The organism is Synechococcus sp. MEDNS5, assembly GCF_014279875.1.
Taxonomy (GTDB): domain Bacteria; phylum Cyanobacteriota; class Cyanobacteriia; order PCC-6307; family Cyanobiaceae; genus Synechococcus_C.
On record NZ_CP047952.1, the window covers coordinates 737,020 to 754,327 of the forward strand.

At 57.1% G+C, this 17,308-nt stretch carries 19 protein-coding genes; 10 read left to right on the forward strand and 9 right to left on the reverse strand.

The window, feature by feature from the left end; all coding sequences use genetic code 11:
- Positions 1-5 precede the first annotated feature (5 nt).
- Together SynMEDNS5_RS03610 and SynMEDNS5_RS03615 are read left to right on the forward strand one after the other, a co-directional pair.
- Positions 6-602 carry a hypothetical protein gene (locus SynMEDNS5_RS03610; RefSeq protein ID WP_255440280.1) on the forward strand — a complete coding sequence of 199 codons (597 nt, stop codon included), beginning with the start codon at positions 6-8 and terminating at the stop codon, positions 600-602.
- A 65-nt stretch (positions 603-667) separates the two neighbouring features.
- Complete coding sequence (locus SynMEDNS5_RS03615; RefSeq protein WP_186584565.1) at positions 668-1,138, forward strand: hypothetical protein; 471 nt, start codon at positions 668-670, stop codon at positions 1,136-1,138.
- On the opposite strand, the gene SynMEDNS5_RS03620 is transcribed toward SynMEDNS5_RS03615, so the two are convergent.
- From SynMEDNS5_RS03620 to SynMEDNS5_RS03650, 7 genes are all read right to left on the reverse strand, one after another.
- Entirely contained in the window at positions 1,135-2,655 is a 1,521-nt protein-coding gene (locus tag SynMEDNS5_RS03620) for a GMC oxidoreductase (RefSeq protein ID WP_186584567.1), read from the reverse strand. The genes SynMEDNS5_RS03615 and SynMEDNS5_RS03620 overlap by 4 nt on opposite strands.
- A 39-nt stretch (positions 2,656-2,694) precedes the next feature.
- A complete protein-coding gene (locus SynMEDNS5_RS03625; RefSeq protein WP_186584569.1) occupies positions 2,695-3,300 on the reverse strand; it encodes a heme-copper oxidase subunit III in 606 nt (201 codons plus the stop codon).
- Between the two features lie 3 nt (positions 3,301-3,303).
- The gene (locus tag SynMEDNS5_RS03630; protein ID WP_186584571.1) at positions 3,304-4,992 is read right to left on the reverse strand and encodes a cbb3-type cytochrome c oxidase subunit I; all 1,689 of its coding nucleotides are present in this window, start codon (positions 4,990-4,992) and stop codon (positions 3,304-3,306) included.
- A 5-nt stretch (positions 4,993-4,997) separates the two neighbouring features.
- Complete coding sequence (locus tag SynMEDNS5_RS03635; RefSeq protein ID WP_186584573.1) at positions 4,998-5,933, reverse strand: cytochrome c oxidase subunit II; 936 nt, start codon at positions 5,931-5,933, stop codon at positions 4,998-5,000.
- Positions 5,930-6,565, reverse strand: coding sequence for a DUF2231 domain-containing protein (locus SynMEDNS5_RS03640; protein ID WP_186584575.1), 636 nt, complete (start codon positions 6,563-6,565; stop codon positions 5,930-5,932). Before SynMEDNS5_RS03640 ends, SynMEDNS5_RS03635 begins: the two co-directional genes overlap by 4 nt.
- A complete protein-coding gene (locus tag SynMEDNS5_RS03645) occupies positions 6,562-7,062 on the reverse strand; it encodes a DUF2231 domain-containing protein (RefSeq protein WP_011932626.1) in 501 nt (166 codons plus the stop codon). The genes SynMEDNS5_RS03640 and SynMEDNS5_RS03645 overlap by 4 nt, the downstream gene beginning before the upstream one ends.
- A gap of 114 nt (positions 7,063-7,176) precedes the next feature.
- Positions 7,177-8,295, reverse strand: coding sequence for a calcium/sodium antiporter (locus tag SynMEDNS5_RS03650; protein WP_186584585.1), 1,119 nt, complete (start codon positions 8,293-8,295; stop codon positions 7,177-7,179).
- A 105-nt stretch (positions 8,296-8,400) separates the two neighbouring features.
- On the opposite strand from SynMEDNS5_RS03650, the gene SynMEDNS5_RS03655 reads away from it, so the two are divergent.
- Genes SynMEDNS5_RS03655 through SynMEDNS5_RS03680 form a run of 6 tightly spaced genes read left to right on the forward strand, consistent with a single transcriptional unit; the run spans position 8,401 to position 13,365 of the window.
- Positions 8,401-10,065, forward strand: coding sequence for a SulP family inorganic anion transporter (locus tag SynMEDNS5_RS03655; RefSeq protein ID WP_186585819.1), 1,665 nt, complete (start codon positions 8,401-8,403; stop codon positions 10,063-10,065).
- Positions 10,066-10,068: 3 nt separating this feature from the next.
- A complete protein-coding gene (gene pyrC, locus SynMEDNS5_RS03660; RefSeq protein WP_186584587.1) occupies positions 10,069-11,184 on the forward strand; it encodes a dihydroorotase in 1,116 nt (371 codons plus the stop codon).
- Positions 11,185-11,215: 31 nt separating this feature from the next.
- A complete protein-coding gene (locus SynMEDNS5_RS03665) occupies positions 11,216-11,677 on the forward strand; it encodes a cupin domain-containing protein (protein WP_186584589.1) in 462 nt (153 codons plus the stop codon).
- Between the two features lie 8 nt (positions 11,678-11,685).
- Positions 11,686-12,642: an SMP-30/gluconolactonase/LRE family protein gene (locus SynMEDNS5_RS03670; protein WP_255440281.1), complete on the forward strand. Its 957-nt coding sequence runs from the start codon at positions 11,686-11,688 to the stop codon at positions 12,640-12,642.
- A 17-nt stretch (positions 12,643-12,659) separates the two neighbouring features.
- A complete protein-coding gene (locus SynMEDNS5_RS03675) occupies positions 12,660-12,920 on the forward strand; it encodes a Nif11-like leader peptide family natural product precursor (protein WP_186584599.1) in 261 nt (86 codons plus the stop codon).
- A gap of 4 nt (positions 12,921-12,924) precedes the next feature.
- Positions 12,925-13,365, forward strand: a complete 441-nt coding sequence (locus SynMEDNS5_RS03680; protein ID WP_186584601.1) for a heme-binding protein — start codon at positions 12,925-12,927, stop codon at positions 13,363-13,365.
- Here the strand turns inward: SynMEDNS5_RS03680 and SynMEDNS5_RS03685 are convergent.
- The gene (locus SynMEDNS5_RS03685) at positions 13,340-14,116 is read right to left on the reverse strand and encodes an SDR family NAD(P)-dependent oxidoreductase (RefSeq protein ID WP_186585821.1); all 777 of its coding nucleotides are present in this window, start codon (positions 14,114-14,116) and stop codon (positions 13,340-13,342) included. The two genes, SynMEDNS5_RS03680 and SynMEDNS5_RS03685, sit on opposite strands and share 26 nt — an antisense overlap.
- A 133-nt stretch (positions 14,117-14,249) precedes the next feature.
- Here SynMEDNS5_RS03685 and SynMEDNS5_RS03690 point away from each other — a divergent pair, with 133 nt between their 5' ends.
- Positions 14,250-15,089 carry a VOC family protein gene (locus tag SynMEDNS5_RS03690; protein WP_255440283.1) on the forward strand — a complete coding sequence of 280 codons (840 nt, stop codon included), beginning with the start codon at positions 14,250-14,252 and terminating at the stop codon, positions 15,087-15,089.
- 61 nt (positions 15,090-15,150) lie between these two features.
- A complete protein-coding gene (locus tag SynMEDNS5_RS03695) occupies positions 15,151-15,642 on the forward strand; it encodes a DoxX family protein (protein WP_186584603.1) in 492 nt (163 codons plus the stop codon).
- Here the strand turns inward: SynMEDNS5_RS03695 and SynMEDNS5_RS03700 are convergent, their stop codons facing one another.
- Positions 15,643-17,241, reverse strand: a complete 1,599-nt coding sequence (locus tag SynMEDNS5_RS03700; RefSeq protein ID WP_186584605.1) for a GMC oxidoreductase — start codon at positions 17,239-17,241, stop codon at positions 15,643-15,645.
- Positions 17,242-17,308 lie beyond the last annotated feature (67 nt).

Here is a 17,308-nt window from a genome sequence, read left to right on the forward strand (position 1 = left end):
TCGCCATGGTTGCGCTGCCAGTGGCGATCGCGATCGCCGGGCATGCTGTTGTGATTGGAACCAGCACGGTGCTGGCGACGCGGACGACGTCGGGACTCAAGCCTCCAAAGGTTGTCGACAATTCCCAAGAACTCGTGCGTCTGAGTCGTCGCGTGGCACAGAGCCGCTCTGTAGCCGCGGTTGGCCTGAACCTAAGCAATACCTTGCCACCGCCTCCCGCCCCGGATCTGCTGGATGACTTGTCCGAGGGAAAGAAGGATCCAGACTGCAAACCAGAACAGAAAGCCGATCAGGGTGATGGACCGAATCGCCCAGATGGGCAACGCGGGGTGGTAGGCCAAAACACGGTGGCGGTGTTGGCACCTCTGGAGGTTGAGCAGGTCAGTGCCTTATGGGAGACCGGTGACCCTGTGGAGAGCTGGCCCGATGGGTTGGGTGCATTTCCTGATGACTCTGAGGTGCGCGAGGTGCCGCTCGAGGCCTTCAGCCCACGAAGCACGTTGCAGTTGAACGCTCTTGTGATCACATCAGCAAACGCTCAGTTCCTTCTTCGCGCCAGGGATGAGGTGGTGTGGATCGTACGCCGATCGTTAATTGAGTAGCAATTCCTACTTGAGAACAGGGTTAAGACCCGTAAGAATGGCGGTTAAGAGATTGTTAATGGTGGATGCCGTTATTTGTGCTTGTGCTTCTCGCATCGTTCTCAGGTGTCACCACAGTGCGTGGGGGGGAAGGTTGTGAGACCACAGCGCATTACTTGGGGAGTTTCGATCCGGATCGTCAGCAGGTGAGTCTCTGCGCCGATGTTGCGACGCGAGGACAGCGATCCCTCGGCGAAGTGGCCCGCCATGAGTTTTTTCACGCCATTCAGCACCGCTTTGGTTACGGGGGAAAGGGATTTTTGCCTGATGCTCTGCTGACGCCACTCGTGCGCTACGGAATGGATGATCGGGAAGTGATGACCGTGCTCAGCTTTTATCCGGAAGAGGAAGTGAATGGAGAGTTGGAAGCGCGCTTGGCATCCAGGATCATTCCCAATGCACTGATCGCAGGTGGCTTAATTAGTGGTGCGTTGATCGATGACGAGAACGCGAGCGGACCAATCGGCAAGATTCGGGCATTTTTGCTGCCCCGTTAGCCATTGAAGCGTTGCTGGAGGGCTGCGGCCATGCGTAGCGCTAAGGCGATGGTGGTGAGTCCAGGGCCGACGCTTGGGCAGCTGGGAAACACGCTGGAATCGGCGATGTAGAGGTTGTCGAGCTCGTGGCAACGGCCATCGCCATCGACCACAGATGCAGCGGGATCTTCGCCCATGCGGCATGTACCGCAGGCGTAGCCAACCACGCTCAGTGGCGCTTCACCGCGGGGGTGTGTTGGAGCTTTGGTCACCACCTGGGTGATGGGATCGGATTCGACGGCCGTCAAGGTGTCAATCCATCGGTAAACAAGGCGATCGTGGGCTTCACGATTGTTATGCAAGTAATTAATGCGGATCTGATCATTGTTCAACCACACTTTGTTGTGGGGGTCGGGAAGCACTTCCGTCATGGCCCACCAGGCCACGGAACGGGATGCCAGGCGCTCCAAACCGAAATCAGGGATCAATTTGCTCACAAGAGAGAGCACCGGTGGTGATTCGGCAAACAGCGCATCCTGCAGTACACCCCCGGCAGCTTGGATGTGACCAAGGGGGAAGCTCACATTCTTATCCCCCCAGTAGTAGTCATTCACGCCCAGTGATCGCGCATAGCGACCGTTGTTCGGTTCAGCTGCCAGCTGGAGAATCGAGGTGAGCTGAAGATTCATCAGATTGCGGCCCACCTGATCAGACCCGTTGTTGAGGCCTCGGGGGTGCTTTTCACTGCTGGAGCGCAGCAAGATCGCAGGCGTATTGATCGCTCCAGCCGCAAGCACAACTACATCCGCTGAGAACAACCAGCTTTCGCCGGCGACATCGGCTTCCACCGCTTTCACCTCGCGACCACTTGGATTCACGTGGAGTCGCATCACCCGGGCCATTGACCGCACCTCCAGCTTCTCGGGATCGGCGTTGTCCAGTCCGTACAGCTGGGAGTCCCCGCTGGGGTCTTCTTGGCTGCTCGACCAGCTCAAGGGCAGGTCATAGGGCTGACAACCTTGACGCTTGAGACCTTCCCGCAAGGGCTCGAGAAAGGGCATCAACGGTTTTGGTGCATGGCCGAAGTCACCGCTGCGAGCAGGCTCCGTGGGGTCTACGCCCGATTGTCCATGCACTTGATACAGACTTTCTGCCTGGTCGTAATAGGGGGCCAGGTGTTGGTAACTGAAGGGCCAGCGCGGAGAAATGCCGTCCTGAAGAGGGAGATCGTCGAAGTCCTTCTCGCGCATGCGCTCGAGAACGGCTCCCCAGATCTTGGTGTTACCCCCTAAGGCGTAGGTGGTCTGCGGGGCGATTGGGTCGCCGTCCGGTCCGAACCAGCGTTCGTTGCGTGGGTGGTAACGGTCTTTGCGAAAGAGATCAACATCGGCCACGTTCTGATCACTCAGGGCCATGGCTTCCCCGCGTTCAAGCAGGAGCACACTTCGTCCCTGTCGGCTCAGAGCTCCAGCCAGGGTTCCGCCCCCGGCGCCGCTGCCGATGACGATGATGTCGTAGTGGCGATCGTCGATGATCATGGCGGAAGTGTCGTGTTGAAACCGGTTGATGCAGCGAAATCAGTTGGTGCGCTGCCACACGTAAATCAGCACAAAAAGGATGATCCAGATCACATCCACAAAGTGCCAGAACAGGCTCACAGCAGTGACGCCCATGTCTCCTTTTTCGTAGTTTCCCGGGCGGAAGGAGTGAAACAGCATCAACCCCATCAGACCAATGCCAGTAATCACATGCAACCCATGGAATCCCGTTAGGAGGTAAAAAGTTCCTCCGAATACACCGCTGCCAAGTCCGAATTCCAGGCTTGACCATTCAACGTATTGTCCATAAACAAAATAAGCGCCCATCAGCATCGTGATGAACCACACGATTCGGAAGCCCCACAAGTTGCCTTTGTGGAGGTAGCGCTCGGCAAAGTAGGCCACAAAGCTCGAGCTCACCAGCACAATTGTGTTGATGAGCGGCATCCTCACTTCCAGGCCCTCTACACCTGGAGGAAGCCATTCAGGGGACGTGATTTTAAACAGCGTAAATCCTGCAAAAAATGCCAGAAAGATGATGCTTTCGGAGCAGAGGAAAATGATAAACCCCGTAAGGTTGTGGCCGGAATGCTTGATGTGACCCGGCGTGTGATTGAGTTGTTGGGATGAATCCAAGCTGGTCATGAGTCAGGCCTCCTGGGCGCGTCGGATGTAAAACTCCTCGTCGGCCACAAAGGGCTCATGCAGCCCGTAGCCATAGGGGTTGTTGAGAACGGTTGGAACATCGTCCTCAAAGTTCTCTGCCGGAGGTGGTGACGGCAGAAGCCATTCCAAGCCGATGGCTCCCCATGGATTTGGGGGCGCTTTAGGACCTCGTGCCCAGGAGCTCACCATGTTCAGAATGAAGGGAATCGAAGCAACTCCCAGAAGAAAGGCGCCGATGCTGGCGAGGACGTTCCAAATGGCGAATTCAGGGTCGTAGGACGCGACCCGTCTGGGCATGCCGAGCAAGCCCGCCCAGTGGAGCGGCAACCAGTTGAGAGTGCATCCGATGAAGGTGAGGGCAAAGTGAACCTTTCCCAGACCTTCGTAATACATGTGACCAGTAAATTTCGGGAACCAGTGATAAACGGCGGCGAACACGCCTAAAACAATGGCGTTGAAGATCACATAGTGGAAGTGTGCCACCACAAAGTAAGTGTTCCCCACGTGGATATCGATGGGTATGGTTCCAAGCATCACGCCAGTGATGCCAGCGAAAATAAAATTCAGCAGTCCGCCCAGGCAGAAGAGCATGGGAGTGGTCAGACGAAGCTTTCCTCCCCAAAGCGTGGCCACCCATGCAAAGACCTTCACCCCGGTAGGGACTGCGATGGTCATGGTGGTGAACATGAAGAGGACGCGCATCCAGTTCGGGGTGCCCGTATAGAACATGTGGTGAACCCACACGATCAGTGACAGAAACACGATTCCAAATGAGGCCAAAGCCACAAACTTGTAGCCAAACAGTGGTTTGCGCGCGTAGCAGGTGAAGACTTCAGAGAAGATGCCGAATACAGGAAGCACCATCACATACACCGCTGGGTGTGAATAGAACCAGAAAAAGTGCTGGTAAAGAACAGGATCTCCGCCGCCTTCGGGACGGAAGAAGCTTGTTCCAAAGCTGAGATCAAACAGCAACATGATGGCGCCACCAGTCAGTGATGGGAGGCCGATCAGCTGAATCGTCTGGGCTCCCCATGCTGTCCAGCAATACAGAGGCATCTTGAAGAAGCCCATGCCTGGGGCACGCATCCTGATGATTGTGGTGACGAAATTGATTGCGCCGAAGATGGATGACACCCCAGAAAGTGCTACGGCAAGCAACCAGAGTTGTTCCCCATTAACGAAGTTGTTGAGAGGATTCTGGATGCTGATTGGTGGATAGGACCACCAGCCAGCCTGAGCCGGTCCACCTGGGATGAAGAAGCTTGCCATCAGCAGCAGAGCAAACACTGGCACAAGCCAGAACGCTGCTGCATTGAGCCGAGGAAAGGCCATGTCGGGAGCACCGATCATCGTGGGAATCAACAGATTGTTGAGACCATTCAGAACCGGGAAAAGAAAGAGGAACAGCATCACTGTTCCGTGCATTGTGTAAAGACCGTTGTAGACGCTGGGGTCGACAAGATCAGCTGGTGGAGTGATCAGTTCACCTCGCATCACCATGGCCAGGAGCCCGCCGACGAGCAGGAAAAGCAACGAGGTGGCGATGTACTGAATGCCAATCACCTTGGCATCGGTGTTGAAGCTGAAAAAGCGCTTCCAGTTGTCTGGGGCCCCGGGCACTGGGTGCGGCGCCTTGAGGATGCGTGGATCGAAATTGGTGGATGTCATGAATCTCAGGCGTCGTGGGGGATCGAAGCGTCACCGGGGTCATTCACCATCGGTGGTGCTGCTGGAGGGACGGTCGCCCATCCTTTGTTCCCGTTGGCCAGTCGTTTTGCGTAGAGCTCATTGCCAGGGCTCAGGCCAGGCTGCAATGGTTGTTTCGCTGTTGCTGCTAGCCATTGGCTGTAAGAGTCTTCCGACTCAACAATCACGTCCGTTTGGTTCTGAGAGAAGTAAGTGCCACTGAACATGGCGTCCCTGAGCCGAAATCGCCCCTGCTTTGTTGGTGTCAGGCTGTAGGAGATCACACTGCCTGGAATGATGTCTTGCTTCAGTCGAAAGGCCGGAACGTAAAAGCTGTGATTTACATCTTCGCTAATCAATCGGAAATTAACGCGTTGATCAACAGGCAGGTGAAGCTCGGAACTTCTTATTCCATCGGGGTAGATGAATTCCCAGCTCCATTGGCGTGAAATCACATCGATCGGTCCTACCGTTGCTCGTGGATCCACTTCGGCAACGGCAATGGGGTCACTGCCGATGGCGTACTTGTGCTTAGGGCCAAGTGCATCGAGCTTGTCGTTGACCTGCATGGAATAGATGGCAATCGCGAACACGATCACGGTTGGAATGATCGTCCAGGTGATTTCGAGTCGGTTGTTGCCTTCAATCGGTTCGCCGTAGCTCTCGTCGTACTTGGGTGCCCGATTGAACAAAAGCGTCCAGGCGATCACAGCGGTGAGGCCGAACCAAAGAAAGGAGCCAATGGCCGTTTCCAGGGCGAAGAGGTCATCCACGTAAGGCGCGGCACTGGAGGCCTGGGGAGGGAACCAGCTGTAGGACCACTGGGCCATCTGCGCTGCCAGAGCCGTGTTGAGAGCAACCCCGATGGAGATGATCACGATGGCCTTGATGTTCGGCCCTTTCCGATCCGTTGATGTGGTCATGGGAGCACCTCCTTGAGATCAGCGCCTGCGGCAATCAGTTGGTCAGCTGTGATGTGCACGCCAAATTCGCTGGCGAGCCAGGCCCCGAGGCTTCCGTGCACACCCATCACAATCAGAACGAATGCCCCGCTTGCCAGATAGAGCCAGGTCACCTGACGGCCGAGATCTTTTCTCCATACGAAGCGCTGGTAACCACGCCAGATCGTCATCGCCACGATGATCAGGAGTAAAGCAACTCCGCCAATGGCATGCCAAAGCATGGTGTCGATGGCGTTCTGGCCGATCACACTGCGAATTCCTGGCAGAGGAACCGCCAGGAGCATTTCGTAGAAGCCTGCGGCCACCGTGAAAAAGGTGATCACACTGCAAGCCAACACGTTGTACCAGCCCACATCGTGGAATCCTGTGCGGGTGACAGGCAGGGCCAGAAACCGGAAGATCCTTTTCTCGAGGGGATAGAAAGCACCTGCAAAGTCAAAGGCGATGCCGATGGCAAACAGCCCAATCGTGAAGTGAACAAGATTGGGGTGAATTGGAATGGCGTAAGGAAGATCGTTGGCGCCAAGTTGGTCAATGATGTCGTTGATCGGTGAGGGGATGGCGATCAGCGAATGACTGGTGGCGATGCTCATGAGACGGCTCCGCTGCGAATCGCTTCCACCACGGGCACGGTGTGAAGCCCATAGACCCACACGAGCTTGTCGCCCAGATACACCTGGCAGAACACAAGCGTGGCCAGCACGCCATCAATCACCAGGAATCCCGAGGGCAGTGCTGTTGGGTCTTTCTGCCTCACCACGTAGCGCCATCCTGTGAGCAGTCCAAGAACGCCAGCTAGCGACCAGCCGATGGTGCTGTGGTAATTGAGAATGTCTCTGGAGGCCCCGTAAGGCATCGCCAGACCGGCTTCGATTTGGCCGAAGATGATGGCCACAAAAATGGCCACGGTGGCCACAACAAGGTTCCAGAAACTCACCTCGAAAAGGTTGCGGCGACGTGTCACCACACCCAAAACGTCGAAAACAACGGTGATCAACGCCATGGCGATCACGAAGTGAACAACGATTGGATGGATGACATCCAGCCAGGGAAGATTTTTATCGTTGAGTGGTGGGAGCAACTCGAGCATCGGCAAGCGGAGCGACGCTCTTTAAGGATGGACAGCATTCAGGCAGCAGTCATCCTTTCGTGAACGAATGCACCGATCGGTGTGGGGATGCCGACGCAACCGTTGTGTTGCCGATTACCTCGAAGGCAAATCGCGTTGTTTTTGTTTGCGCTTGAGCTGTCGCCAATACAACCCAGCCTGAACGCTTATCACGACAATGACGGCAGGCAGGACCAGACACAGCATCACGATTCGGAATTCGTCCTGCCAGGTGGGCAAGGTGCGTGGGAGCACCTGGTCGATCACATAAAAGACGTACAGCGCCACCAGAATCCCCCCTTCCAGACGGGTGATTCGGCCTCGGGTCCAGAAAATCGGAAGGCAGGCCAGGGCGGCCAACACCATCACCGGCAGATCCCGCTGAATCAAGAGTGGGCTGACCTGCAGCCCTGCTCCACCGGCGGCAGCCACGGCACTGGCACCCAGCACCAACAGCTGATTGAGCAGATTGCTCCCCACCACATTACCGATCGCCAGATCCGTTCTCCCCTTCACGGCTGCGACCAGTGAGGTGATCAGCTCCGGCATGGAGGTGCCTGCCGACACGATGGTCAGCCCGATCACGGCCTGACTCACTCCCAAAAATGCGGCCGCCGCACTGGCTCCATGCACCAGAACACGTGATCCAACGCCAAGGAGGAGGATCCCGATCAGTAGCAGACCCAGGGCACGGGTGACGCCGCGTTTGCCCTGATCCGGATTCACTTCGGGTTCGGCCTCACCCACATCATCGGGTTCTTCCCGTGCCGTGCGGATTTCCCAGACCGAATTGATCACCAGTGCCAGAAGCAGAGCGAGCCCCGCCTGCCAGGTCACTCGTCCTGCTGAGGCCATTCCCCAAACTGCAGCCGAGACGGCAATCAGGAGGGGGACATCCCTTCGCACAAGTCGGCTCTCCACCCGAAGAGGCGTCACCAGGGCACTGCTGCCCAGCACCACCATCACATTAAAAATGTTGCTGCCCACAACGTTGCTCACGGCAAGGGCGTCAAATCCCTGTGTCACCGAGCTCAAGCTCACGAATAATTCCGGTGCACTGGTGCCCAATGACACGACTGTGAGTCCAATCACCAGCTGGGGAATGCCGAAGATCAGCGACAGGGTCACCGCACCCTGCACGAAGAACTCACCTCCACCGAAGAGCAGGGCGATTCCGATCAGAACTTCCAGAAATGCTGACAGAAACGGAGGCATCGCGATCAGAAGCCAGACCTCATTGTGCGCTCTCGACCATCAGCCCCTATCAGTCCGATTCCCTTGGCGGGACTTAGCATTCCGCCACCATTGGCCCGCAACGCCGTGTTTCTGAATCACATCAGCACCCGCAACATCCCTGGGGACTTCTTCGGAGGACTGACGGCTGCTGTGGTGGCTCTCCCCATGGCACTGGCCTTCGGCGTGGCCTCCGGGGCGGGCGCTGCTGCTGGTTTATGGGGCGCCGTGATCATCGGCTTGATGGCCTCCCTGTTCGGGGGGACTCCCACACTGATCTCCGAGCCCACAGGTCCGATGACGGTGGTGTTCACCGCTGTGATCCTGAGCTTCACGAGCCAGATTCCTGATCGGGGAACCGCTCTGGCAATGGCCTTCACCGTGGTGGTTCTGGCGGGTGTGTTCCAGATCCTGTTCGGATTCTTCCGACTAGGGCGGTACATCACGATGATGCCCTACACCGTGATTTCCGGGTTCATGTCCGGAATCGGAGTGATCCTGGTGATTCTTCAGCTCGCTCCTTTTCTCGGACAGAACAGTCCGAGTGGGGGCGTGATCGGAACACTGAGCAGTCTTCCTGAGCTCGCGGCAGGGATTCAGCCGCTTGAGCTCGGACTCGCTGTGATCACACTGCTGATTCTCTGGTTAACTCCTGAACAGTGGAAGCGATTCTGCCCTCCCCAGCTGCTGGCACTGGTGATCGGCACGTTGCTGTCGTTAACGGTCTTCGGAGCTGTGGAACTCCGTCGAATCGGGACCTTCACCGCTGAGTTCCCCACCTTTCAGGTTCCGACGTTCTCCACCGATCAGATCCGCCTGATGGTGGTGAACGGTGCGGTTCTGGGCATGCTCGGCTGTATCGATGCACTGCTTACCTCTGTTGTGGCTGACAGCCTCACCCGCACAGAGCACGACTCCAATAAAGAATTGATTGGTCAAGGGCTTGGCAATGTGATGTCTGGGCTTTTCGGTGGCCTCCCGGGCGCTGGCGCAACGATGGGGACCGTTGTGAATATTCAGGCCGGTGGACGATCTGCCCTCTCGGGCATCTTTCGTTCATTGATTCTGATGCTGGTGATCCTGCTTGCGGCCCCATGGGCCTCTCGGATCCCGTTGGCCGTTCTCGCGGGCATCGCCCTCAAGGTCGGTTTCGACATCATCGACTGGAGCTTTCTCAAGCGGGCGCATCATCTATCCATCAAGGCAGCCTGCATCACTTATGGCGTGATCGCCCTCACTGTTTTGGTTGATTTGATCTGGGCTGTGTTCATTGGGGTTTTCGTGGCGAATGTGCTCACGATCGAGCGGATGACAGCACTTCAGGCCAAGGGGGTGAAGACCATCACCACGACCGATGATGACGTTGAACTTCCAGAGCAGGAGCAGGCCTTACTCGATCAGGCCTCAGGGCGCCTTTTGCTCTTCCAGCTCACCGGCCCGATGATTTTTGGTGTCGCCAAGACGATCAGTCGTGAACACAACGCCATCGAAGACTGCGACGCTGTTCTGTTTGACCTGAGCGAAGTCTCCCACCTGGGAGTGACGGCATCATTGGCGTTGGAGAATGCCATCAAGGAGGCTGTGGAAGTCGGCCGTTCTGTTTACCTTGTGGTTATTGCCGGGTCAGCCACACGCACCCGTCTCGAGAAGCTGAAGCTTCTTGAGCTTCTTCCCGAGCACCACGTGAGCGAGGATCGCGAAGAGATTCTCCGCCGAGCAGTCGGCGAGCTTCCCGTTCTTCAGGAGGTCTGACCATTGCAGGACAGTCCCAGCCGTCTGGTGCTTCGCCGTCCTGACGATTGGCATGTGCACCTTCGGGATGGAGCCATGCTCAGAGCTGTTGCTCCTGCGACAGCCAGGGTGTTTGCCAGGGCGATTGTGATGCCCAACCTGAAACCACCCGTGACCACGGTGGATCAGGCGAGCGCTTACCGGGACAGAATTCTGAAGGCAGTTTCAGAGGACACGCGGTTCCAGCCGCTGATGACGGCCTATCTCACCGATCACCTGGATCCTTTCGAGCTTGAGCGTGGTTTCACTGAGGGCGTGTTCACCGCAGCCAAGCTCTACCCAGCCAATGCCACGACCAATTCAGCTGCTGGTGTGAGCGATCTCTCCAAGATCACCAAGCTGCTGGAGCGAATGGAGGCCATCGACATGCCTCTGCTCATCCATGGCGAGGTCACCGATGCTGATGTGGATGTGTTTGATCGGGAAGCAGCATTCATCGAAACCCATCTGATCCCCCTGCGCGAGCGTTATCCAGCTTTGCGCATCGTGCTGGAGCACATCACCACGGAGCAGGCGGTCGATTTCATCCGCAGCGCAAGCCTCGCCGGTGATTCCCGCATCGCAGCCACCATCACCCCGCACCATCTGCATCTCAACCGCAACGCGATGTTCATGGGTGGCCTACGCAGCGACTTCTATTGCCTTCCGGTTGTGAAAAGGGAGTGCCACCGACGCGCTTTGGTGAAGGCGGCAACCAGTGGTCTGCCCTGTTTCTTCCTCGGTACCGATTCAGCTCCCCATCCCCGTTCCGGCAAGGAATCAGCCTGCGGATGTGCCGGCATCTTCAATGCGGTGCATGCGCTTGAAAGCTATGCCGCTGTCTTCGAGCAGGAGGGGGCTCTTGAGCATCTTCAGGGGTTTGCCAGTGAGCATGGGCCCAGGTTCTACGGTCTTCCCCTGAATCAGGAAAACCTCACACTTGTGAAACGGGCACAGACCGTTCCCAGGCGCCTCGAGTCGACACCATCGATACAGCTCAGAGATGCTGGGCTCGAAGCCAGTGAATGGCCGGTTCTGTTCCATGCCGGTGAAACTTTGAGCTGGTCGGTGCAAGTCGATAGGCAAGCGCAGACGAACTGAATAGGGTTCGTTCAGGCGTACACCTCATTCCATGGGCGACCCCCAGATCCAGACTCCTGACGCAGAGCAGTATTGGCATCTCTGGACGGATGCTGAGGGCATGAGTCGTCATCAGCTCTGCACCATCAGTGAGTTCAAGCTCGGCCGGCTCGGACCTCGGAACTCACCGCAGTTCTCACGCGATCTGATCAAGGACGGCAATGCGTTCGTGACGTATCTGCCCGTGGGTTGGACAGCTGATTGGCATGAAAACCCTGACCCCAAGTGGATCTACATCCTGCGCGGAGCCTGGGCTGTCACCAGCATGGATGGTCAGCGGGTTGTGATGAAAGCTGGTGAGTACTCCTATGGGGGGGATCAGGGCTGCGTGATGACATCCGATGGCCGTTTTGGCCATCTGTCTGAACAGGTTGGCGATGAACCTTGCGTGCAGCTGGTGATCCAGCGCAATGACGATGCCTGGCGCAATCTCCCTCCAGGGTCATTCAGCTGAGACAACCGATGGCTGCGATGAACGTTTATCGAAGCGATTTCGTTGAAACAAGGCTTGAGGAGCTGGATCCTCGATTCAGTTCTCTGGTCTTGTTCAATGCCCAGTTGGAACGTCTGTTTGATGGTTGCCGATGGCTTGAAGGTCCTGTGTGGCTTGGTGATCAGCAGCGACTTTTGGTTTCCGATATCCCCAACGACCGAATTCTTGCTTGGGATGAGGTGCATGGATTGAGCGTGTTCCGCCACAGTGCAGGATTCCCGAATGGTCAGACGCGGGATCGTCAAGGACGTTTGCTGACATGCAGCCACCGCGATCGTGCCGTGTTGCGAACCGAGCACAACGGCAGAGTGACGTTGTTGGTGGACTCCCATCAGGGAAAGTCTCTCAATACACCCAATGATGTGGTGGTGAAACGGGACGGCACCATCTGGTTTAGTGATCCGGTGTATGGGCTTGTCAATGATTACGAGGGCGGTCGGCGGTCTTCGTTGCAAGCTCCTGTGGTTTACCGCTTTGACCCAGCGGATGGCTCATTGCAAGCCATGACCACCCCAGATGAAGTGTCTGGTCCGAATGGTCTGGCCTTTTCGCCGGATGAGTCCCTGTTGTACGTCGTCGATACCGGAGCCCCGGACGATCCCGTTGCCGATCGACTGATTCACGTGTTTGATGTTGTTGAGGGTGGCCGGCAACTCGAAGGACGACGGGATTTCCACCGGGTGAATAACGGCAATGCCGATGGCATTCGTGTGGATGAGGTCGGCAATGTCTGGAGCAGCGCAGGCAATGGTGTGCACTGCATCGCTCCCGACGGAACTCTGCTGGGACGCATTGCCACGCCGCACCTCGTCAGCAATCTCTGTTTTGGCGGTGTTCATGGCAACCGACTGTTTCTGTGCAGTTGGGACACCGTGTATTCCATCCACGTCAACACCAGGGGCCTTCAGCACCCAGCCCTGCCCTGACCCATTTCTGAACTCCAATGACCAGTAATCCTCAACTTGAAGCGTTTCTCAGCAAGGTGAAAGGTGATGCCGACCTGCTGAAACAGTTCCACTCCGCCGCATGCCTTAATGACATCGCTGCCATGGGGGCTGGGATGGGCTTTCAATTCACAGGCGTCGACATTCTTTTGCATCAGGCCTCAGCCACGCTGAAGCTCTCTGCGGATGCCTTAGAGGCCCTGGCTGCAGGTGTGGAATTGGAAGGGCATCTCTGGAAGATGGCCATTCAGTGGACCTGAATCAATGCAGATGATTCCTTGCCTGGACCTCGCTGATGCCGAGGCGATTGTCTCCTCCGCGCTCCAGGCGGCTGAACGCTCTGCGTCGCAGGTGTCGATTGCAGTGGTGGATGGGGCTGGACTGCTGATCCGTTTCAGTCGGGTCGATGGCGCATCAGCGGCGAGCGTTGAAGCGGCCACAGCCAAAGCGCGGACGTCGGCTTTGACAGGAAACGACAGCGCCGCTGCCGAGCAGGCCATCGCATCCGGGCGTCTGGCCTTGCTCTCGCTGCAGGGGGTTCTCCACCAGCCTTGCGCTCTGATGGCTGGTGGTCTTGTGCTGCGCTCCCAGGGAGTTGTGGTGGGGGCGATTGGCGTGTCCGGGATGACTCCTGATCAGGACACGGCCATCGCTCGCGCCGGTGTGGACTGTTTTGCGCTCAGAGCCCAGGACTGCTCATCATGATGCCGCCGTCAGCAAACACGCTGGTGGCGGTCATGTAGCTGGCTCCATTGCTGGCCAGAAATGCCACCACGGAGGCGATTTCTTCAGGCTGAGCCATGCGCCCCATGGGAATCGCTGCATTGAGCTTGGCCAAAAGCTCAGGATTGTTGATCGTGGAGTCGTTGATTGGCGTGGCCACGGCTCCAGGACCCACATTCACAATCGAGACTCCCTTACCGGCCAGTTCCACCCCGGCGGTGCGGGTGAGCATGCGCACTCCGCCTTTGGCCACGCAGTAGGGCGTGTTGTCGGGCATCGGCCAGTCCTCGTGAACCGATGAGATGTTGATGATCCTGCCGCCGCTGCCTTGGGCGATCATTTGTTTGGCTGCGAACTGTGTGGCGAAGAACACGCCACGGAGGTTCACATTCATCACTTTGTCGTAGTCCTCCGGAGTGGTGTCGAGGATCGAGGTGCGGGTTTCGATTCCCGCGTTGTTCACCATCACGTCGATCTTCCCGAACGTTTTCACCGCAGTGTCGATCAGCCGTTGAAGATCATCCAGCTTGGCCACGTCGGCCTGAACACCAATGGCTTGACCGCCCAGCTCGCCGATTTCTTCGATCAGCTCTTCGGTGCGTTCGGGATGAGAGCGGTAATCGATCACTACTTTCGCGCCCAGGCCGCCAACCGCCTCAACGATCGACTTGCCGATTCCGGAATTGCCGCCGGTGACAACGATCACTTTGTCGCGAAGACAAAGGGATGTCATGGCCTTGGGGACCTGGTTGGTCATGGGTATCGGTGAAAGACATTCATTGGATAGCTGGTTTTCATATGGATTGCTGTGTTGTGTTGCGTCGTCCAGAACGCGCTAAGACGCATTTAAAGCCTTTTGTCTGGTCATGACTGACTCCATCCGACCTATGCCTGCGGTGGAAGGAGTGGCGTTCTCTCTACCAGATCCGCATGCTCTTGATCCGCTGTTCAGCACCCTGGGCGTGACTGACCACGGCAGCACCATGCTCGATGGGGCAGCGCTTCAACGTCGGTTTGGCATCAATGAAGGACAGGCAACCGTGCATCACCATCGTCTCGGCTCGGAGCGTCTTGACACCATCACGTTCGCGGGGTGTCCTCCCGCAAGGTCGTTACAACCTGGGCCTGCCAATACCTTGTGGTTTCAGCACGTGGCCATTGTGGTGAGTGACATGAACCGTGCGGCTGCCTGTTTGATGCCGATGGTGACGCCCATCTCCGAGTCCCCCCAGTGGCTCCCCAACGGAGTGGCGGCATGGAAGTTCAGGAACGCGGCCGGCCACGCCATGGAACTGTTGTGGTTTCCCCCCGAACTGGGCCATCCCCGTTGGCATCAGTCTGATCCTCCGCTTTTTCAAGGGCTTGATCACACAGCGATCGCCATCAGTGACAGCGACCTCAGCCTTGCGTTCTATAGCTGTGATCTGAGGCTCAAGCTGCGTTACGCCACGCTCAATCAGGGGCTTGAACAGGAGCGATTGGATGGATTAATGGATGCCAGGGTTGCGATTCACGGCGTGAGTGGCTCCAGCCCCTGTGGGGTGGAGTTCCTTCGTTATCTCCACCCGGAGCCTTGCCAGCCAACAGCGGCTTCCCTGCAGCCTCAGGATGCGTTGTACGCGCAAATCCTTGTTCGCGATCCGGATGCTGGTCATGGCCGATTGGTGAGTGATCCTGATGGTCATCGACTCTGGATCGAGTCTTAAGACAATCCTTAACGTTCAGATTCAGCTCGCTTTCTAGCGTTCGATAAATGCGTTCTGTCCGTTGGATCTCATCTCTCTGATTCTCCCCGCTGCGCCCACCGGACCCGCTGTTGGTGGGTTGCTTTTGCTGCGTGTGTTCACTGGGGTGGTGTTCATTCGCCACGGCTGGCCAAAGTTAAGCAACCTCAGCATCTGGGCTGCAGCCATGAAAACTCCGGCATGGCTCTGCTTCCTCTCGGCTTTTTCGATGTGGGCCGGAGGGATTGCTTTGATCATCGGCCTTCTCACGCCGCTCGCCGCCTTGGCGATCGCTGTTTCGATGCTTTATGCCGTGGTGTTGGAGATCAAGAATGGATTTCCCTTCATTGCCCCAGATCCCTTTCAGATTCCTGAGGGTGATTATGTAGGACCCATGGGTGTGGGCGACCCTCCGAGTTGGGAAAAAGCCGCCATGTATGTGGTGATGTGCGCAGTGCTGATCACCGCCGGAGCTGGTCCTTTCAGTGTGGACCTGGCGATCGTTGCACCCAAAGTGCAGGCACTGCTGGGCTAGTTAGCCCAGCCGTTCCTTGAGGTGATCCCCCACGCGGATGGCATTGGCAATCGCGGTGAGTGATGGATTCACTGCCGAGCTGCTGGGGAAGAAACTTGTATCCACAACATAAAGATTGTCCACTTCATGGGTGCGGCAGTTGAGATCCAGCACTGATTTGGTGGGATCTGTGCCGAAGCGGCAGGTCCCCATCTGGTGACCGACAGCCGCGATATCCATAGATGAGGCGAAGTACACCTGACGCTCAGCCAGGTGGTTCTGCAGGTAAAGCTTGTCGAGAAGACCTTCCAGCCTGTTGATCAGCTCCTGGGATGCCCGGTTGTTGGTCATGGTGTAGCTCAGCTTGATCTGGCCGTTGGCATCCACGGTGACCCGATTCTCGGGGCGCGGCAGGTCTTCCGTTTGCAGCCAGAAATCAAGCGAATGCTCAGCGATACGATCCATGCTCCAGGTGGGAGCGAGAGCCGTTAAACGAGGCTTGTAACCCTTGATCATGGCTCCGTTCGTCTTGCCGGTCATCTGCACATTGCCCATCGGGTAGTCGAAGGCGTTATCACCGAAATACCAGTCGTTCACCGCAACAGTCTTCTGGAAGATTGTGGTGTTTGGTTCATGGGCGAGGGCTACAACGGCCTTGCAGTTGTGGAACATATAATTCCTTCCCACCTGTTCGGAGCTGTTGGCCAGTCCCTTGGGGTGGGCATCATTGGCTGACATCAGCAACAGTCGGGCAGAGTTCGCCGCTCCAGCTGAAATCACCACAATGTCTCCGCGGAAGCGGCGCTCTTCACCACGGTGATTCACAACAACTTCGGTGATCTCACGTCCGCTGGCGTCGGTCTTGAGCTTGCAGACTTCCGCTTCGGTCAGCAGAAAAACGTTGTCGTGATCCAGGGCTGGACGCACACCCATCACTTCGGCGTCGCCTTTGGCGTGCACGAGACAGGGGAAACCGTCGCAGCGGTTGCATCGCACACAGGCGCTGAAGGCTGGGTCCAGCTCATTCATGGCCACGCCGGTTGGTGCATGGAAGGGATGAAGACCAGCGGAGCGCAGATCAGTCACCAGTTTCTGCATCCGCGGCTCGTGGCTGATCGGTGCGTAGGGGTAAGGCGAGGACGCCGGTGGCTCGGTGGGATCTTCACCTCGCTCGCCATGCACGTGATACCACTCTTCGGCTTTGCGGTAGTAGGGCTCGAAGACGTCGTATTTGAGGGGCCATTCCGGTGACTCACCATCAACGTGAATCACTGATTCAAAATCCCGCTCCCGAAGGCGGAAGTGGGCCGCTCCGTACATCTTTGAGGCACCACCGACGAAGTAATGACTTCCGGGTTGAAATTCTTTTCCGTTCTTGTCGAGCCAGGGATCGGTTGAGACGTAGCGATCCTTCTGAAAAACTTCCACAGGGTCCCAGTTCTGAGGTTCTCGGGGCAGCCAGCCACCTCGCTCCAGGATCAGAATCGAATGGCCTGAATCGGCCAGGGCCCGCGCTAGAGAACCGCCACCAGCACCACTGCCGATGATCACCACGTTGAAGTGATCGCCTTTGGGCTCCATCGGCGTCTGACGCTGCGCGGAGCAGGTGGCAAAATCCATCGGTGGTACTTAAAGCACTTCCTGAACGGTAGGTAAGGCTTCCGATGACGTCAGGAGATGCGTGCTG